We start from the raw sequence: 16,170 nt of genomic DNA on the forward strand, positions 1-16,170 counted from the left end.
GGCAGGGGCAGGCTGGGGATCAGAACAGTTCCGGCACGTAGCGGAAGGGGTGATCGGTGGGCTTGGCCTTGCCAATCTTGCGCTTGGGCAGCTTGACGTGATCCACCGGCAGTTCCTCGTAGGGGATGTGGGCCAGCAGGTGGGAGATGATGTTGAGGCGCACCTTCTTCTTGTCCTCCGAGTGGGCCACGAACCAGGGTGCCCAGGTGGTGTCGGTGGCGGCGAACATGGCGTCCCGCGCCTCCGTGTAGTCATCCCAGCGGTCGAAGGATTTGATGTCCATGGGGGAGAGTTTCCAGATCTTGCGGCCGTCGTCGATCCTGTCCCGCAGGCGACGCTCCTGCTCCTCTGGCGTGACCTCCAGCCAGTATTTCAGCAAGATGATGCCCGCATCGACCATGGACCACTCCATCTGCGGTGTGCTGGCCAGAAACTTGTCGCTAGCCTCCGGGGTGCAAAAGCCCATGATCCGTTCCACCCCGGCCCGGTTGTACCAGCTGCGATCGAAGATGACGATCTCGCCGGCGGCGGGCAGCAAGGGGACATAGCGCTGCATGTAGAGCTGGCTCTTCTCCCGCTCCGTGGGGGCAGGCAGGGCAACCACCCGAAATACCCGTGGGCTGACCCGCTCGGTGATGGCCTTGATGACGCCCCCCTTGCCGGCCCCGTCGCGCCCCTCGAATACGATGCAGACCTTGAGCCCCTTGTGGACGACCCAGCGTTGCAGCTTCACCAGCTCCACGTGCAGGCGGCGCAGCTCTTTTTCGTACTCCTTGGTCCCAAGGGGTTTGAGCTCTGGCGTCGGCGCCGCCTGTTCTGCCTTGGTTTTCTTCTTGTTGCCCATGATGTCCTTCTCTTGCAGCGATGCCATGACGTCTGGCCACCGATATCGGCGACCGATTTTCTGAGTGTACATGAGGATGCGGGCCATCATAGCCACAGGTGGAGCCAAAGCGGCCGGGATCACAGATTGCCCCGTGCGTCTTGTCTGTGCCGGGCGACATGGTCAGGAAGGAGTATCGCAATGGCTGTGCTCATCCTGGTGGGACTCTGCAGACGGAGTGACGCTGCCAGGGTTGCAGGAGACCCATAAAAAAGAGCCGCGATGGCGGCTCTTTAGGGGGGACGACTTACCAGGCGTAATTGATCGCTGCGTTGAACGCGCGGCCCGGGTTGTAGTAGTTGGCGGTCGCCGAGCCGACCACGTACTGCTTGTCGGTCAGGTTGGAGACATTGAACGACAGGTTGGCATCCTTGGTGATGCGGTAGGCGAAGGCGGCATCCAGCAGGGTGGCGGCTTCACTCTTGGCGGTATTGTCCGGGTCGAAGTAATAGCTGCCAACATAGCGGGCACCCAGGCCGACATCCATCGTCTCGATGGGCAGGGTGTAGTAGCCCCACAAGGACGCGGAGTGGTTCGGCGTGCTGGCGAACTCATTCCCTTCCAGGGAGGCGCCGGAGCGTGTGGAGCCGCGCACGACCTCGGACTTCATGTAGGAGTAGCCGCCCGTCAGGTTGAAGTTTTTAGCCACTTCCGCCTTCATCTCCAGATCAAAGCCTCTGACCCGGGTTTCACCGACGGTTTCCCGCTCTATGGTGCCGTTGTCCTGAACGATGGCCATGGTGACATCTTTCTTGTTCAGGTCATAAATGGCGGCAGAGAAGAGGGCGTTGACCGACTCGGGCGCGTATTTCACCCCCAGCTCAAGCTGCTCGCCGCGCTCGGGTTTGACGCCGATGGCGGGCGGGGCAACGGACTCAACCTGGCTGACATAGGTGGACCACTCCTGGGTCAGCTTGTAGGTCAGGGCCGCCCGCAGCGAGGTCTCGGAGAAGTCATCGCTGCTCTCCACGTCGCTGATGTCGCGGCTCGACAAGTCCATGTAGTCATGACGGGCACCCAGGGTCAGGATATAGCGATCGTCCAGCGAGAGGTTCTGCTGCAAGAAGGCCGAGGTGGTCTGGTAGTCCTGATCGTTCTTACTGTAGGGGGCACCGATGACGGGGACACCGCTGTAGACCGGATTGTCGATGTTGATGGGGCTGGCCGAGCCATAGACGGACTGATCCTTGCTCGAGGCATCGCGATACTCCAGCCCGATCAGGGTGCTGCTGTCGATGCGGCCGAAGTTTGCATCGTATTGCAGCATGGTGTTGCCGATCAGCTCGTTGGACGAGGTGTCGGTACCGAAGTAGTAGCGGGAGACATCACTGCCGGTACGACCGACGAAGTCGTAGAGGTAGATATACCCGAAGTTGTCCTTCAGATCGCTGTAACGCAGGTTGGCGCTCAGCTTGAGATCGCTGGAGAAATAGTGGGTGAGCTGGGCACTGACGTTGGTCCGCTCTACATCGTGCTTGTTGTAGTCAGGTTCGCCATAGAAACTGCTGCGATCATACTCTTTATCCAGAGGATATCCGCCGCTGTTCGGGGTGGAGTCCCGGCCGAGGTAATCGATGATCAGGCTGGCCGTGGTATCCGCGGAGGGCTGCCAGGTCAGGCTGCCCATCACCAGCTGGGAGTCATCTTTCGAATGATCGTATTCCAGCTCCCCCTTCTTCAGCTTGGTGGTGAAGCGGTAGGCCAGGGTCTTGTCTTCGTTCAGGGTGTCGCCAAAATCGACCCCGATCTCTTTGCTGTCAAACGAGCCATAGGAGATGTAGCTGTCACCGAAGCGCTTGAACTTGGGGCGCTTGCTCACGAAGTTGACCGAGCCACCCGGATCGGCCGGGCCAAACAGGGTCGAGTTGGCGCCGCGGATCACTTCCACGCGCTCATAGGCGTAGGGGTCTTCACGCACGCCACGCATGGATCCCAGGGTCAGGCCATCGCGATAGGTGGTGGCCTGGAAGCCACGGATGGTGAAGTAGTCGTTGCGATCATCCGAGCCATAGTAGTCGGTGACCAGGCCGGGGGAATACTGCAACACCTCTTCCGTGGTGGTGGCGTTGCGCTGGTTGATCTCTTTCTCGGTGATCACGGAGACGAGGGCCGGCGTATCCAGCACGCTGGTGGCGACCTTGCCGCCCACCCACAGCTCCTTGGAGACGGTCGTCTCACTATCGTCCGATACCGGCTGGCCATAGACAGTGATGGTGTTGATGCGATAAGCCTCGGTTTGCTGATCGTCGACCTTGTCCTCCGCGTAGGTAAATCCTGAGCAAGTCAGCGCAGAGGCGCAACATAACCACAGGTATTTGATCTTATAGCGATTTATAGGTGAGAGAGTGCCACTGCTAGTATTATTCATTCTGTCCGGTTCCGTTTGACAAGCTTTTAACGTTGTGATAACGCAAATGATAATACTTGTCATTTGCAACAAATTAAATTAATATATAAACATCGATTGATGCCGACAGGGAAAGAAGTCGAGTGGAATTACGTCAGCTGAAGTACTTTCTGGCCGTTGCTGAAACGCAAAATATCCGTTCAGCTGCCCAGAGGGTTCACGTCACTCAACCTGCCATCTCAAGAAAGATAAAAGAACTGGAATCCGAATTGGGTGTGCAACTGTTTGATCGCCTGCCGAGAGGGCTGCGTTTAAACAGGGCGGGAAAGGTCTATCAGAAGGAACTGGGGGCCATCATTCGTCAAATTGACGATGCCAATGAGAGAATGCGCCAGTTTACCCATACGGAATATGGTTCGCTCACACTGGGCGCACCGGATTTCGTATTATGGGAAGGTGAAGTCACACAATGTGTTAACCAGTTTCACCACACCAATATCGAGGTCGAACTGGAAGTCTACTCGGATACGCCCATGGTGTTGCTAAAACGCCTGGAGCTGGATCAGATAGACGGCGCCTTCTTGTATCACTTCCCAGAACTTCCCTCTGAATATGTGGTGCAACCGATCGCACAAGATAAACTCGTGCTTGCCTACCCGGCCAGTTGGGATATTCATATTCCGTGTTCCATCACGGTCGAAGAGTTGAATCAGTTCTCTGCCGTTCGTCTGCCCAGAACCACGGATCCCAATTACTACGACTGGCAAGAGGCATTATTCCAGGAGATGGAATGGCGGCCGGAAGTTACCCAATGGGCACACGGTGAAGGCACCATGTTGGGATTGGTTGCCTCTGGCAATGGCATCGCCATCGTCAATGAACGCCACCTCAGTCGTCAGTCAAAAATGATCCGCTATACCTCCCTGGATATTCTGCCTCAGACGACACCGCTGCACTTCATTTATAAACACACCTCCGACAACCCTGCACTCAGCACCTTTCTCGAACTCCTGTCTCAGCATGAATAAATAATGCCCATCGTGTTGCGATGGGCATTATTTTTCGATGTTTACAGGGATGTATTCTGCTTGTGGCGCCCGATCGGGATCATCATGGGAATATGCGAGATCGGATCTTGAATAATATGGCTATTCAAGCCGAAGACCGTCTGGATCATCTCTCTGGTGAACACCTTTGGCGGCTCGCCATGGATGTGAACCTGGCCATTCTTCATCGCCAGTAAATAATCTGCATAACGTGCTGCCAGATTGAGATCATGTAGCACCATCACTATGGTGACGCCGCGCTGCAGATTCAGATCGACCAGCAGATCCAGCACGTCTATCTGGTGGGTGACATCCAGGAAGGTGGTCGGCTCGTCGAGCAGCAAGATGTCCGTCTCCTGGGCCAGGGCCATCGCTATCCATACCCGCTGGCGCTGCCCCCCTGACAGCTGATCCACGTCCCGGTCGATAAGATCTGCGGTCTTGGTCAGCGCTAGGGCGTTGGCCACGGCTTCATCATCCCGGCTGCTCCAGCGGGACATGAACTGATGGTGGGGGTGGCGCCCTCGCCCCACCAGATCCCCGACCGTGATCCCCTCGGGGGCGATGGGAGATTGCGGCAAGAGTCCCAGGGTGCGGGCCAGCATGCGGGTCGGGGTGTGATGGACCGATTTCCCGTCCAGCAGGACCTGCCCCTGGGTCGGGGCCAGCAAGCGGGACAGGGTACGCAGCAGCGTCGATTTGCCACAGGCATTGGCCCCGACAATGGCGGTGATCTTGCCTGGCATGATGTCGAGATTTACATCCTGCAGGATGGTTTTTTCACCGTAGCCAGCAGACAACTGCTCAACCACCATGCGATGAGCGATGGTCACAGCGCACCCCCTTTACGATTGACACGGATGATGAGATAGATGAGGTACGGCGCCCCCAGGGCCCCGGTGACGACACCAACGGGATAACGGCTTGGCAACAAGAACTGGCCAATATAATCCCCTGCCAACACCAGGCTGGCGCCCACCAGGGCCGCCGGAATGAATAGAGAGCCGTTCGTGCCGACGATGCGTGCCGCAATCGGGCCGGACAGGAAGGCGACGAAGGCGATGGGGCCGGTTACCGCCGTCGCGACGGCAATCAGTCCGACGGCGCAGATCATCACCACGAGACGTGTCAGCCCGATATTCACCCCCAAGGCCGCGGCCGTGTCTTCCCCCAGCCGCAAGGCTTCAATATCTTTGCCGCGATGCAGCAACAGACCGCCGAAGACGGCAAGGGAGAACAGCAGGGGCAAGGCCTGATGGAGCTGAACCGAGTTGACGCTCCCCGCCAGCCAGCGCATCGCCTCCTGCAGATCCCAGGAGTTGGCCTGGGAGAGCAGATAGGCGATGAAGCTTTCGATCATCGCCGATACGCCAATGCCGATGAGGATAAGGCGGGTGCCGGCGACCCCGTTGCAGTAGGAGAGCCCGTATACCGACAGGGCCACCGCCAATCCGGCCGCGATGGAAAAGAGTGCGATGGAGGATCCATCCATCTTGAGTACCACGATGGCAAAGACGGCGGCGGCGCTGGCACCCGATGAGACGCCGACGATATCCGGGCTGGCCAGCGGGTTGCGCAGCATGGTTTGAAACACGACCCCGGCCAGGCCAAAGCTCATCCCCACCAGCAGGGAGATCAGCGCACGGGGCAGGCGCAGCTGCCCCACGGTGAAGCTGGCGCCTGGCACCTGTTCACCGGTCAGCACTTGCCAGACGACGGAGGGTGGGGTGTAAGACTGCCCCAGCAGCAATGTGAGCCACCAGGTCGCCGCCGAGAGCAGCAACAGGGTGAAGGCGATGCCCATCCAGCGGCGGGATCGTTGCAAGCGTACCGCTTTTACCTGACGGATCAGGTTCACTCGCTCATTCATCACAGCTCCCTGACCCGTTGACGACGGACCACCCAGATGAAGAAGGGGGCACCGATGAAGGCCGTTACCACCCCGACGGCCAATTCGCTGGGCCTGGCAATCAGGCGACCGACGAGGTCTGACAGCACCAGCAGGCTGGCGCCGCCGAGGGCGGAGAAGGGCAGCAGCCAGCGGTGATCCACCCCGACCAGCAGCCGACAGAAATGCGGAACAACCAGGCCCACGAAACCGATGGGGCCACAGATGGCGGTGGCGGCGCCACACAGCAGGATGGCACCGAGCCCGGCGCTCCCCCTGGCCCAGGCCACGTTTTCACCGAGGCCGGCGGCCAAGTCATCCCCGAGGGCGAGGGAGTTCAACTTTCTTGCGGTCGCCAGGGTGATCACCAGGCCCGCCAGCATGAAAGGCAGCACGAATTGCATCGCCTCGAAGGTGGCCCCGCCGACCCCGCCTATCTGCCAGGAGCGGACACCGCCCGCGATGTCGTTGCGCGGCAGGACAACCGCCAGCGTAAAGCAGGAGAGGGCGGCGGAGGTGGCGGCGCCAGCCAGCGCCAGTTTCAGAGGGGTGGCCCCACCCCGGCCCATGGAGCCGATGGTGTAGACGAAGGCCGCCGTCACCGCGGAGCCCAGAATGGCCATCCACACGTAGCTGTGCAGCTGCTCGATCCCAAACCACGCCAGGCCTATCACCACAAAGAAGGCCGCCCCTATGTTGACCCCGAGAATGCCGGGATCCGCCAGCGGATTGCGGGTGATCCCCTGCATGACGGCGCCGGACAGGCCCAGGGAGGCGCCAACGATCACCGCCAGCAGGGTACGGGGAATGCGCATGGCGACGGCGGCTTCCCCCACGGTATCGATCTGCCCCTGCAGCGCGCCGGTGATCTCGGCCCAGGAGACATCACGGGTGCCGAAGGTGACCGAGAGCAGGCTGAGCATGAGCAGTACCAGCACCAGCAGCAACAGGCTGGTTGAGCGGTTCAGCAGCGGGGCGGAGGAGGCATGGCGTTTCAATGGCATGCCGCTCATTTCACCTTGCGAGCAGCGGCTGCCAGCGCCTCCAGATAATCGTCGAGCACCCAGGAGATGGACAACGGCGTCGGATTCGCCGCCGTCGCCAGCGTCCCGCCACCCAGCATGACCATGGAGCCCTGCTTAACGGCCCGCATCTTGGCCATCAAGGGGTTGGCAGAGAGCGGATCGAGCAAGGCCTTGCCGCCATAGGTGACGAAGATGTCGACGTCATCGAAGGCATCGACCTGCTCGATGCTGGCCTCCCCGGAGAACTGCCCGGAGCGGCTGAGTGCCTCGATGCTGCGAGGGGAGGCGAGACCCAGATCGGCAAAGAATTTGACGCGGGAATCGTTCGCCGTATAGAAGCGCAGCACGCTCAAATCGGTGGGGTCTAGGTGGGTAATGAACATGGCGGTCTTGTCGTGCAGCTCGGGATACTTGGCAAGACGCCGGGCAATATCCTGCTCGATCTGCGCAATCAAATCCTCTCCCTCTTGCACCATGCCGAGCCCTAGGCTGTTGATGCGGATCATGCTGCGCCAATCCGTGGCCCAGGGGGCATCGGGGTAGGCAACCACGGGGGCAATCATGCTCAGGGTGTCATAGTCCGAGCGGCTCAGCCCGGAATAGGCGGCCAGGATCACGTCGGGCTCAGTGGCGGCGACAGCTTCAAAATCGATGCCATCCCCCTCGTCGAATAATTTGGGTATGGGGGCATGCAATGAATCCAGTTGAGCCTTTACCCAGGGCAATACGCCATCCCCGTCATCATCGCCAAATTTCGCGGCCGCAAACCCCACCGGCACAATACCCAGCGCCAGCGGAACTTCATGATTGGCCCAGGCCACCGTCGCCACCCGTTGTGGTTTTTTCGGTATCACAGTGGTGCCAAAGGCATGAGTAATGGTGATGGGATAACTGACATTATTTTCAGCCAGACACAGGGTGCTGGTCAGTGCCAATACAAGGGTGATGACAATCGCTTTAACATTAAACATCAGTTTTGCTTCTACTCAATCGAATCACTATTTGATTGCAGGGGTGGCTGGGGGCTCGTTATCATGAGCGCGATTATGATAATGGAAACCATTAGCAGTTAGAAGTGAGCCGAAAGTCAGTGTCATTTACAAATAGTTTATGACCGATAACCAAAGAGAATGCATGTGATGAGTCAGATAACCACACTGGAACAACTGAGGGAACTTTACAGCCTGCCGGCGCCGTTGGCGGTGGCGAAAGACCTTCACCATATCGATCAACATACCCGGACATTCATCGAGAACAGCACCCTGTTCTTTCTGGCTTCCCACACGAAAGAGGGCTTTCTGGACTTGTCCCCCCGGGGGGGCGATGCGGGGTTTGTGAAGGTATTCGATGACAAGACGCTGGGTTTTCCCGACAGTCCGGGAAATAACCGTCTGGACACGCTGACCAATTTGCTCGAAAACCCGAAAGTCGGCCTGTTGTTTGTGGTGCCGGGCATCGAAGATGTCGTCAGAATTCGGGGGACGGCATCCATTCATGCCGATGAAGCAAGCCGTGAAATATGCCTGGATGGCAAGACTATGCCCAAGCTGGTTATCAAGGTCTCTATCGATACCCTGTTATTCCATTGCCCCAAGGCACTGATGAAAGGGGGGCTCTGGAATAAAGACAATTACCAGCAGCGTGATTTCCTGCCATCCCTGCTCAAGATCATTCAGGATCAGCAGATTGAGAAACATGAGCGAAGCTGAAACGGATTGTTATTTTATGGTGGGTGAGAAAAATAACGAATTCATTATCTGTGCCGGTGCAATAACCCGGCATTGAAATATATCGACGATTATTTTCAGGATTAACGAAAGGGACAACTGCTCGTCTGTTGAATGCAGTCTCATCATTGCGCCAACAGATATGACCGGAAGGTGAGGTACTGAGAGCGCGGTGGATGACACTGAGTGATGAGAGGACGCCGCGAGCGCATCGCGGCGCTTCTGTCAGCGAGGCTCGCACTGGCACTTCAGGCCGCGCATTCCTCTTGCTGGAAGACGCCAAGGGGATGGCCCGTGGCACTTGTCCAAAACGACCAAGGGGTTGGCATCTGATGATGCCAACCCCTTGCTTTATATGGTGTTCCCGACTGGAGTCGAACCAGTGGCCTGTCCCTTAGGAGGGGACCGCTCTATCCTGCTGAGCTACGGGAACCTTGTGGCGGGCATTATACAAGAAGCCGCCCGCTTTTAAACCCTTGATTCCTATTCCAATACCGCCAAATCGCCGACCTGGATGTTAAACGGCGAATATTTGTTCTGACTGCTGATGACGGCGCCATCCTCGAACACCTGCACCACCTCGAACAGACCATCGGCCGGGTTGCGCATGACGCGGGACTTGCCATAAGGGTCGACGAAGTCGGCGCTGTGCTGGACGCGGAACTGATCCCCGAGCTTGACCCCGTTGCGTCTGCCCAGATTGATGTGGGGGCCGCGCTCGTGCTGGCCGACGATGCGGGCGGTGACCTGGGCGCAGGAGAGCTCGGCGATGATGTCGCGGGCCGCCTCCTGCAACTGGTAATTCACCTCCTGGCCGTAGCTCGATTGCCAGAACTGGCCGCTGTTGCTGCCGACCTGATCGCGCTTGGAGAAGGTCCACTCGGCGCGCCCCTTGTACTCCTTGCGACCGAGCAGGCTGCCGTTGATGCCATCGAACAGGTAGAGCTGCATGCGGAAATTGCGGATGGGATCCTTGTACCAGCGGGTCAGCTCATTGCCCTGGGGCTCGAGGGAGAGATCGTCGATGCTGCCGAGCACCAGGTACTGGCTGTCGGTGCGCAGACTCAAGGCCTTGAGTTCCTCCAGCACGCTGCGATCCCCCTGCTGCAGATGCAACGGGTCGATGCGCAGGTTCTCGTCCAGCCACTGGCGGGCGACGACCCCCTGCGGTGCGGCAGCCAGGGTCTCGAACAGCTGGCGGGAGAGATCGGCCGGCATGTCGTCGAGGGCACCCGGGCTCGCCTGATCCGGGTAGCGCATGCGCAGGCGTACCAGCGTCAAATCCTTGGCGTAGTGCTGGGTCTGGCAGAGCTGGCGTTCCGCCAGGATGTCGGCCTGCACCGTGATGTACATGCGGCCGTTGCGCACCTCTTCCCGCTTGAGCCGATACTGGCGAATGTCGCCACCGGAGCGGATCTGGATCTGCTCAGAGCGCAGGCTGCCGTTCTCCAGCCGCTGGATGCTGGAGACGGCGGCGCCGCTCGCCAGCAGCGCCTGGCGCAGGGCATCCCGGGTCGCCTGCTCGCGGGCATAGGCCTCATCGCCGCCGATGATGGCGGCACTGCCCTGGGCCTCGATGATCTCGGCCCGGGCCGACAGGCTGGCCAGCAGCAGGGTTAACAGCAGCGCAACTCTCATATCAGATACCTTGAATAGACGGACCACGTCGGCCCTGCCACGGGGGCGCAGGTCGACCAACGGCCTGCACCGGCAGGCCTATGTCATTGCCCGAAATAAAAGCAAGATCCATGCCTTATTCTTCGGGATCGCCGCCAGGTCAGGGCCGAGGCCATCTGGCGCCAGGTAACGGGATCCGCTTCTGCGGATCCGGCGCGATCCTCGGCGCAATTCGGGCCTCAAGTGTTGGCCGCCGCGACCGATAACAGAGTCAGGTGTAGATACAGGAAAGGTATCAATGAACAGATTCTTCACGGCGTTGACCCTGGCGCTGGCATTGGTCGGCTGCGGCTCCGCCGACCCCATCAACCGGGATCAGGGCGACCCCAGGCAGGCGGCCAAGGGGATGGAGCTCAACTGGCTGGTGGCGCGCATGACCGATCAGCTGATGGAGCGCAAGTCCCTCACCACCCTGACCGAGCCCATTGCGGTGGCCTCCTTCGTCGATCTCGACACCCTGAAGGACACCAACTGGATGGGCCAGCAGATCGAGGAGAGCTTCATCTACGAGCTGAACCGGCGCGGTGAGGTGGTGGTGGACTTCAAGACCACGGGCAACATCCAGGTGACCCCCCAGGGGGACTTCGTGATGAGCCGCAACTACAAGGATCTCTCCTCCCGGCTGCCCATCTCCCGCATCCTGACCGGCACCTTCAGCCGCAATTCGCAGGGGATCCTGGTCAATGCCCGCATCATCGACCTGCGGACCAAGATGGTGGAGACCACGGCCCAGAGCCTGATCCCGCAACAATATCTGTCCGGTGCCAGCAACTCGTTTGGCCGGGCATCCGTCAACCGGGGTTACCTGATGCGGGGGGGCCAGAGCCCGTCCGGCCATCTGGTCAACCTGACCCCCTGATGAGGAAGATGCGATGAAAATCCTGTTGGGCTGCCTGATGGCAATGCTGTTGACCGCCTGTAGCGGGAATCGGGTCGTGAACTACGACGTGGCGCAAAAGCCGGACGATTTTCCCGTGCTCAAGGCAGTGGGTTACGCGGTGATCGACATCCAGCCGGGCCCCTCTCAGTCCGAGAAGATGCTGCAGGCCATTCGCGCCTCCAAGATGGATGCCTACCGGGAGCTGGCGGAACAGCTCAACGGTCAGCAGGTGCGGGGCAGCAGCAGCTACAAGGATCTGACCCAGACCGCCAACTCCCTGGACGTGTCGGTGGCCGGCGTGGTGCGCGGTGCCCGGGTGGTGGCGACCTATCCCCGTGGCAACACCTATGCCACCGAGATGGAGCTCGATACCCGCAACCTCTATAGCCTCAACCAGCTGATGGCGGGCCAGTTCTAGGGGAGCAGCCACCATGCAAAAAGGCGAGCCCGGGGCTCGCCTTTTTGTTGTCCGGGATCTGGCCAGCCCGGCGCCACGTGAGCGCCAACACCGCATCCCGCTTGCCTGAGGGCCATGCAGGTTGTCCATTTTGCATCAAAAAACTAAACGCCGGGTGCTTGTCGTTCAATTTGATTAAACGATTCGGCGGGTGTGAGCATGGGGTGCAAGCAGAGGCAAGCTCAGGGAGAGAGGGGCGGAGAGCGAAAAAAGCGAGGCGAGCCATTGGCTCGCCTCGCGCATTCGGGGCGGCTTAGCTGCCCATCAGTACCGGCGGCACCGTGGTCGGCTTGACGTCTTCGCTAGGGTAGCAGCCCAGCACCTTGATGTAGCGGGTGATGGCGGTCAGCTCCAGCAGGGCGGCCTGCATCTCCGGGTTTTGCAGGTTGGCGGAGACGTCCAGGTAGAACATCTCTTCCCAGGGGTTGCCCTGCACCGGCCGGGATTCCAGCTTGGTCATGTTGATGTCATGGCTGCGCAGCACCAGCAGCGCCTCCACCAGGGAACCGGGCTTCTGGGAGGTGGACATGATGAGGGTGGTCTTGGCCGGGATCTGGGACGCCACGTCGATGGGCTTGCGCGCCACCACGATGAAGCGGCTGTAGTTCTCTTTCTGGTTGGCGAGCTGCTCGGCCAGCACATCCAGGCCATAGAGCTCACCGCCGGCGGCGCTGCCGATGGCGGCGGCGTCCGGGCTTGCCAGCTCCTTGACCTTCATCATGGCACTGGAGGAGGAGTCGCAGATCTCGTGGCGGGCTCCGTCCAGCTTGCCGAGGTAATGGGAGCACTGCTGGAACACCTGGGGATGGGCGTAGAAGGTTTTGATGCGAGAGAGTTCGGTCGGCACCGCCGTCAGGATGCAGTGCTCGATGGGGTAGGTCAGCTCACCGACGATGGAGAGGGTGGTGTGCTGCATCACGTCATACACCTCGTTGATGGAGCCCGAGCTGGTGTTCTCGATGGGCAGCACCCCGAAGGCGGCGCGGCCGGATTCCACGCTGTCGAGCACCTCGCGGAAGTTCTGGCAGTTCACCTCGATCACCTGATCCTTGTAGCGCGCCAGGTACTTGCGGGCCGCCAGGCTGGAGTAGGAACCGCGCGGGCCCAGATAGGCGACGCTGGTCATGGGTTCCTGCTGCTCGGGGTTCAGCAGGCTCTGCAGATAGGCCTGCTGGGAGAGCACGGAATCTTCGATGATGGTGTGGTAGATGCGGGTGATGTACTGGGCATCCAGGGCGAGGGGGCGGCCTTTCTGGATCAGGGCGACCAGCAGGTCCTGTTCGCGCTGGGTGTCGCGGATGGGGCGGGGATTGGCCTGTTTGGCACGGGCTACCTCGATGCTGAGGGTCTTGCGCTTGGCCAGCAGAGCGAGCAGCTCCTCATCCAACTGGGTAATGTCCTGTCTGATCTCGTCGAGCGTCGCCATTGTGGTTCCCTATCCAACTATTCGATGATGGTGAATGCAAAAAAAAGCCTCCGCTAGGGGAGGCTCGATTCGTCTTTGTTTTCTGTTCATGCGACGACAGGGCCTTCCCTCATGTGGGCCGGATAAACGAGAAAACGAAGAAGAATGGTGCGTGCATGGGTGTGTCCTTGAGTTAACGCCATAAGCATTAAGGGATTTGGGCATCCGATGCAAGTAAAACTTGCCCGCTCCCCTGTGTTGAAGGCAGGGTAGGGAAGCTGGGGCTGGCTGGTGTCAGTGCCGTACTGGTCCCTTTTTCAACATCCGATTTCAGCGGTGTCACAGGCCGCATGCAGGAGGTGAGACGATGGTGATTATCTTCGATCTGGGACGCGTGGTGGTGAGCTGGGATCCGGTGGCCATCGTGCGCTCCGTGATGGGGACGGTGGATGCCGAACTGCTGGCCGAGCGGCTGTTCAATCACCCGGACTGGCTGGAGGTGGACAGGGGCACCTTGTCCCTTCACACCATGGCGCGCCAGGCCGAGGCGCGCACCGGGCTCAGTGCGGCGCAGAACCTCGCCATCCTGCAGGCGGTGCCCGCCTCCCTGCTGCCGGATCCCGCCATGGTGCGCCTCATCAAGGAGCTGCATGGCGCCGGTCATCGCCTCTATGCCCTCTCCAACATGGGCCATGCCAGCATCGACTGGCTGGAGCAGCACCAGACGTTCTGGCGTTTCTTCAGCGGCAAGGTGGTGTCGGCACGGGTGCGGATGATGAAGCCCGAGCCCGATATCTATCGCTACCTGCTGATCTCTTTCGATCTCAAGGCCGAGGAGTGCCTGTTCATCGATGACAGTCCGGCCAATGTCAGGGCCGCCGAGGCCCTCGGCCTGCAGGGCTTGATCTTTCTCGACCATAAGATGTGCCGGGATGACATGATTGAGCGCAAATTATTGCCAATCTGAGGGGCGGCATCGCCTCTATCAGCCGGAAATTTCCTAGCATAAAAAGCATGGAAGGTAAATCTTTTCAGAATAAAAAATGGATTTACCCTCATTCTTTAAGGGTCTATTCAGCTTTATAACAACAAAATAGTATCCAATTCACCATCCGGAGTCGTTGTATGGATGCCAATGTTGTCATGCTGAATCGGGGATACGATCAGACCTTTCAGGCTAGGGAACAGCGCATCATCGAGACCCTGGCCAGTTATGATGAGCTCGTCGTCTCATTCTCGGGCAGGCTTGCCGCCTGCTACTGCATGGATCTCTGCCGGGCCAGCGGGGTTCGCATTCGCGCCGTCACCCTGGACAGCCCCACCCTCAGCCGCCAGGCGGTGTCACGGGCCAAACGCTACTGTCAGCACCATGGCATCGAGCAGAAGGTGATCCAGACAGACGAGATCCTCATCTGCAACTATCTGGGCCGGCTGGGCAAGGTGATAGACCCCATCCGCTATGTGTGCGAGCTGGCCTCCCTCGAGAGCAACTGGGGCCATCAACCCATACTGCTGCCGGCCTCCATCGATGAGCAGCGCTGCTATCTGCAACGCTTCGACAGCCTGCCTGCCAACACCCTCTGGTGCTTTGCCGAGCAGGGGATGACGGATCAGGACTTCCGCTACGGCTTTCACAAGCGGCGGCTGGATCATTGGGGCAAGGGGGGCAACGGTTGCCTGAGCAGCCGCTTCATCGACCCCGTCACCCTGGACAGACACCATCTGCGCATGGTGGACATGGCCGAGCAGATGCTCTCCGACATGGGGCTGGAGGAGGCGCAAGTCTTCTTCCACACCCTGGCGGACCGGGTCACCACCCTGGCCAGGGTGCGGGTGCCCCAGCGGCTGCGGGCCCGGGTGTTCGACATGCAGGGCAGCATTCTCAAGGCATTGAAGAGCACGGATTTCGATCTGGTGACCCTGGACATGACGGTCATCGACGAGCCCCTCGAGCGGGTGGTCTGAGCGGTCGATGGCCGGGGCGTGAGGCCGGTCATAGGCAAGGGTCGCCCGACTCTTTATACTGACGGCTTTCGCTTATCTATCGAGCCATCGCCTATGAAACCCTTGTCCCGACTGCTGATCGCCCTCTGCCTCTCCCCCCTGCTGGTGCAGGCTGCCCCCCTGACCCAGGTTACCCTGCCGGACGGTCGCCAGATCCAGCTCAACGATGACTTCACCTGGGAGTATCTGCTGGTCAAGCCGGCGGCCCCCGCCGAGTTGACGACGGGCGCCAAGGGCACAGTCGCGGCCACCACGGTGGCGGTGGCGGCTCCGGTGCTGACCGAGCAGGCGCTGGCCAACCCCGAGCTGCTCTCCCAGGCGACCCGGGACGGGATCACCGCCAAACTGGAGCTGGTGGAGGGGGCCGATCCCCTGCTACTGCACTTCCAGCTGAGCAACACCGGCACCCGCAATGTGGTGCGGGTCAACGGCAGCGTCACCCTGTTCAGCGAGCAGGGGGTGCAGCTTGGCAGCCAGCCCGTACGCCTCTGGGCCGGTGAGAACCGCCTGCCGGAGTCCTACCTGCGCAAGGGCGAGCAGCGTCCCTCCCGCGCCATCGAAGTGGCCCGCCCCGCCGGTCTGAGTGGCAAACCGCTGGTGAGGGTGCAGATAGACGAGGTGGAATTCCGCTAATCCCATCGCGACCATGCTGCCATTCGCTTGCTTTATGGATAAATCGACCATGAAATAGCGATGGATGCAGATAAATCGCTGCCCGCAGGCCGCCATCAGGCCAGGACGTCAACGTCCCGGCCCCTGAAAAGGCGCCGGCAAGGTGAGGGGGACAGGGGGTCGCCGGGCCCCCTTTCTCTTGAATGTTGCACCGGCAAT

At 60.0% G+C, this 16,170-nt stretch carries 15 protein-coding genes, 1 tRNA gene and 1 other annotated feature; of the genes, 7 read left to right on the forward strand and 9 right to left on the reverse strand.

What is annotated here, in order from left to right:
• Window positions 1–19 precede the first annotated feature (19 nt).
• The gene (gene ppk2 / locus VZC39_RS04620; RefSeq protein ID WP_434668347.1) at window positions 20–844 is read right to left on the reverse strand and encodes a polyphosphate kinase 2; all 825 of its coding nucleotides are present in this window, start codon (window positions 842–844) and stop codon (window positions 20–22) included.
• Window positions 845–1,130: 286 nt separating this feature from the next.
• Window positions 1,131–3,251, reverse strand: a complete 2,121-nt coding sequence (locus tag VZC39_RS04625; RefSeq protein WP_434666118.1) for a TonB-dependent siderophore receptor — start codon at window positions 3,249–3,251, stop codon at window positions 1,131–1,133.
• A 122-nt stretch (window positions 3,252–3,373) separates the two neighbouring features.
• On the opposite strand from VZC39_RS04625, the gene VZC39_RS04630 reads away from it, so the two are divergent.
• Window positions 3,374–4,258, forward strand: coding sequence for a LysR family transcriptional regulator (locus tag VZC39_RS04630; RefSeq protein ID WP_434666121.1), 885 nt, complete (start codon window positions 3,374–3,376; stop codon window positions 4,256–4,258).
• 41 nt (window positions 4,259–4,299) lie between these two features.
• Here the strand turns inward: VZC39_RS04630 and VZC39_RS04635 are convergent, their stop codons facing one another.
• From VZC39_RS04635 to VZC39_RS04650, 4 genes are read right to left on the reverse strand one after another with little or no spacing between them, the layout of a single operon-like run.
• The gene (locus VZC39_RS04635) at window positions 4,300–5,109 is read right to left on the reverse strand and encodes an ABC transporter ATP-binding protein (RefSeq protein WP_434666124.1); all 810 of its coding nucleotides are present in this window, start codon (window positions 5,107–5,109) and stop codon (window positions 4,300–4,302) included.
• Entirely contained in the window at window positions 5,106–6,146 is a 1,041-nt protein-coding gene (locus VZC39_RS04640) for a FecCD family ABC transporter permease (protein WP_434666127.1), read from the reverse strand. Before VZC39_RS04640 ends, VZC39_RS04635 begins: the two co-directional genes overlap by 4 nt.
• Entirely contained in the window at window positions 6,146–7,168 is a 1,023-nt protein-coding gene (locus tag VZC39_RS04645) for a FecCD family ABC transporter permease (RefSeq protein ID WP_349921280.1), read from the reverse strand. Before VZC39_RS04645 ends, VZC39_RS04640 begins: the two co-directional genes overlap by 1 nt.
• A gap of 5 nt (window positions 7,169–7,173) precedes the next feature.
• Window positions 7,174–8,160 (reverse strand): iron-siderophore ABC transporter substrate-binding protein, encoded by a 987-nt coding sequence (locus VZC39_RS04650; protein WP_349921281.1) that lies wholly within the window; start codon window positions 8,158–8,160, stop codon window positions 7,174–7,176.
• Between the two features lie 168 nt (window positions 8,161–8,328).
• On the opposite strand from VZC39_RS04650, the gene VZC39_RS04655 reads away from it, so the two are divergent.
• Complete coding sequence (locus VZC39_RS04655; RefSeq protein WP_434666132.1) at window positions 8,329–8,898, forward strand: MSMEG_1061 family FMN-dependent PPOX-type flavoprotein; 570 nt, start codon at window positions 8,329–8,331, stop codon at window positions 8,896–8,898.
• Between the two features lie 374 nt (window positions 8,899–9,272).
• On the opposite strand, the gene VZC39_RS04660 is transcribed toward VZC39_RS04655, so the two are convergent.
• Window positions 9,273–9,349, reverse strand: a tRNA-Arg gene (locus VZC39_RS04660).
• Between the two features lie 50 nt (window positions 9,350–9,399).
• Window positions 9,400–10,554 carry a flagellar assembly protein FlgT gene (locus VZC39_RS04665; RefSeq protein WP_349921283.1) on the reverse strand — a complete coding sequence of 385 codons (1,155 nt, stop codon included), beginning with the start codon at window positions 10,552–10,554 and terminating at the stop codon, window positions 9,400–9,402.
• Between the two features lie 277 nt (window positions 10,555–10,831).
• Here VZC39_RS04665 and VZC39_RS04670 point away from each other — a divergent pair, with 277 nt between their 5' ends.
• Window positions 10,832–11,452: a FlgO family outer membrane protein gene (locus VZC39_RS04670; RefSeq protein WP_434666136.1), complete on the forward strand. Its 621-nt coding sequence runs from the start codon at window positions 10,832–10,834 to the stop codon at window positions 11,450–11,452.
• Window positions 11,453–11,465: 13 nt separating this feature from the next.
• Window positions 11,466–11,891, forward strand: coding sequence for an LPP20 family lipoprotein (locus tag VZC39_RS04675; protein ID WP_349921285.1), 426 nt, complete (start codon window positions 11,466–11,468; stop codon window positions 11,889–11,891).
• 292 nt (window positions 11,892–12,183) lie between these two features.
• On the opposite strand, the gene pheA is transcribed toward VZC39_RS04675, so the two are convergent.
• Window positions 12,184–13,356 (reverse strand): prephenate dehydratase, encoded by a 1,173-nt coding sequence (gene pheA, locus VZC39_RS04680; RefSeq protein WP_349921286.1) that lies wholly within the window; start codon window positions 13,354–13,356, stop codon window positions 12,184–12,186.
• Between the two features lie 38 nt (window positions 13,357–13,394).
• Window positions 13,395–13,517, reverse strand: a sequence feature (Phe leader region).
• Between the two features lie 185 nt (window positions 13,518–13,702).
• Between pheA and VZC39_RS04685 the strand changes: the two genes are divergently transcribed.
• The 3 genes from VZC39_RS04685 (at window position 13,703) to VZC39_RS04695 (ending at window position 15,972) form a co-directional block, all read left to right on the forward strand.
• Window positions 13,703–14,302: an HAD family hydrolase gene (locus VZC39_RS04685; RefSeq protein WP_434666140.1), complete on the forward strand. Its 600-nt coding sequence runs from the start codon at window positions 13,703–13,705 to the stop codon at window positions 14,300–14,302.
• A gap of 158 nt (window positions 14,303–14,460) precedes the next feature.
• Window positions 14,461–15,300 (forward strand): hypothetical protein, encoded by an 840-nt coding sequence (locus VZC39_RS04690; protein WP_434666143.1) that lies wholly within the window; start codon window positions 14,461–14,463, stop codon window positions 15,298–15,300.
• Window positions 15,301–15,393: 93 nt separating this feature from the next.
• Window positions 15,394–15,972, forward strand: coding sequence for a DUF3157 family protein (locus tag VZC39_RS04695; protein ID WP_434666146.1), 579 nt, complete (start codon window positions 15,394–15,396; stop codon window positions 15,970–15,972).
• Window positions 15,973–16,170: the final 198 nt, after the last annotated feature.

This window comes from Aeromonas sp. NJAU223, from assembly GCF_051125555.1.
Taxonomy (GTDB): Bacteria; Pseudomonadota; Gammaproteobacteria; order Enterobacterales; family Aeromonadaceae; genus Aeromonas; species Aeromonas veronii_G.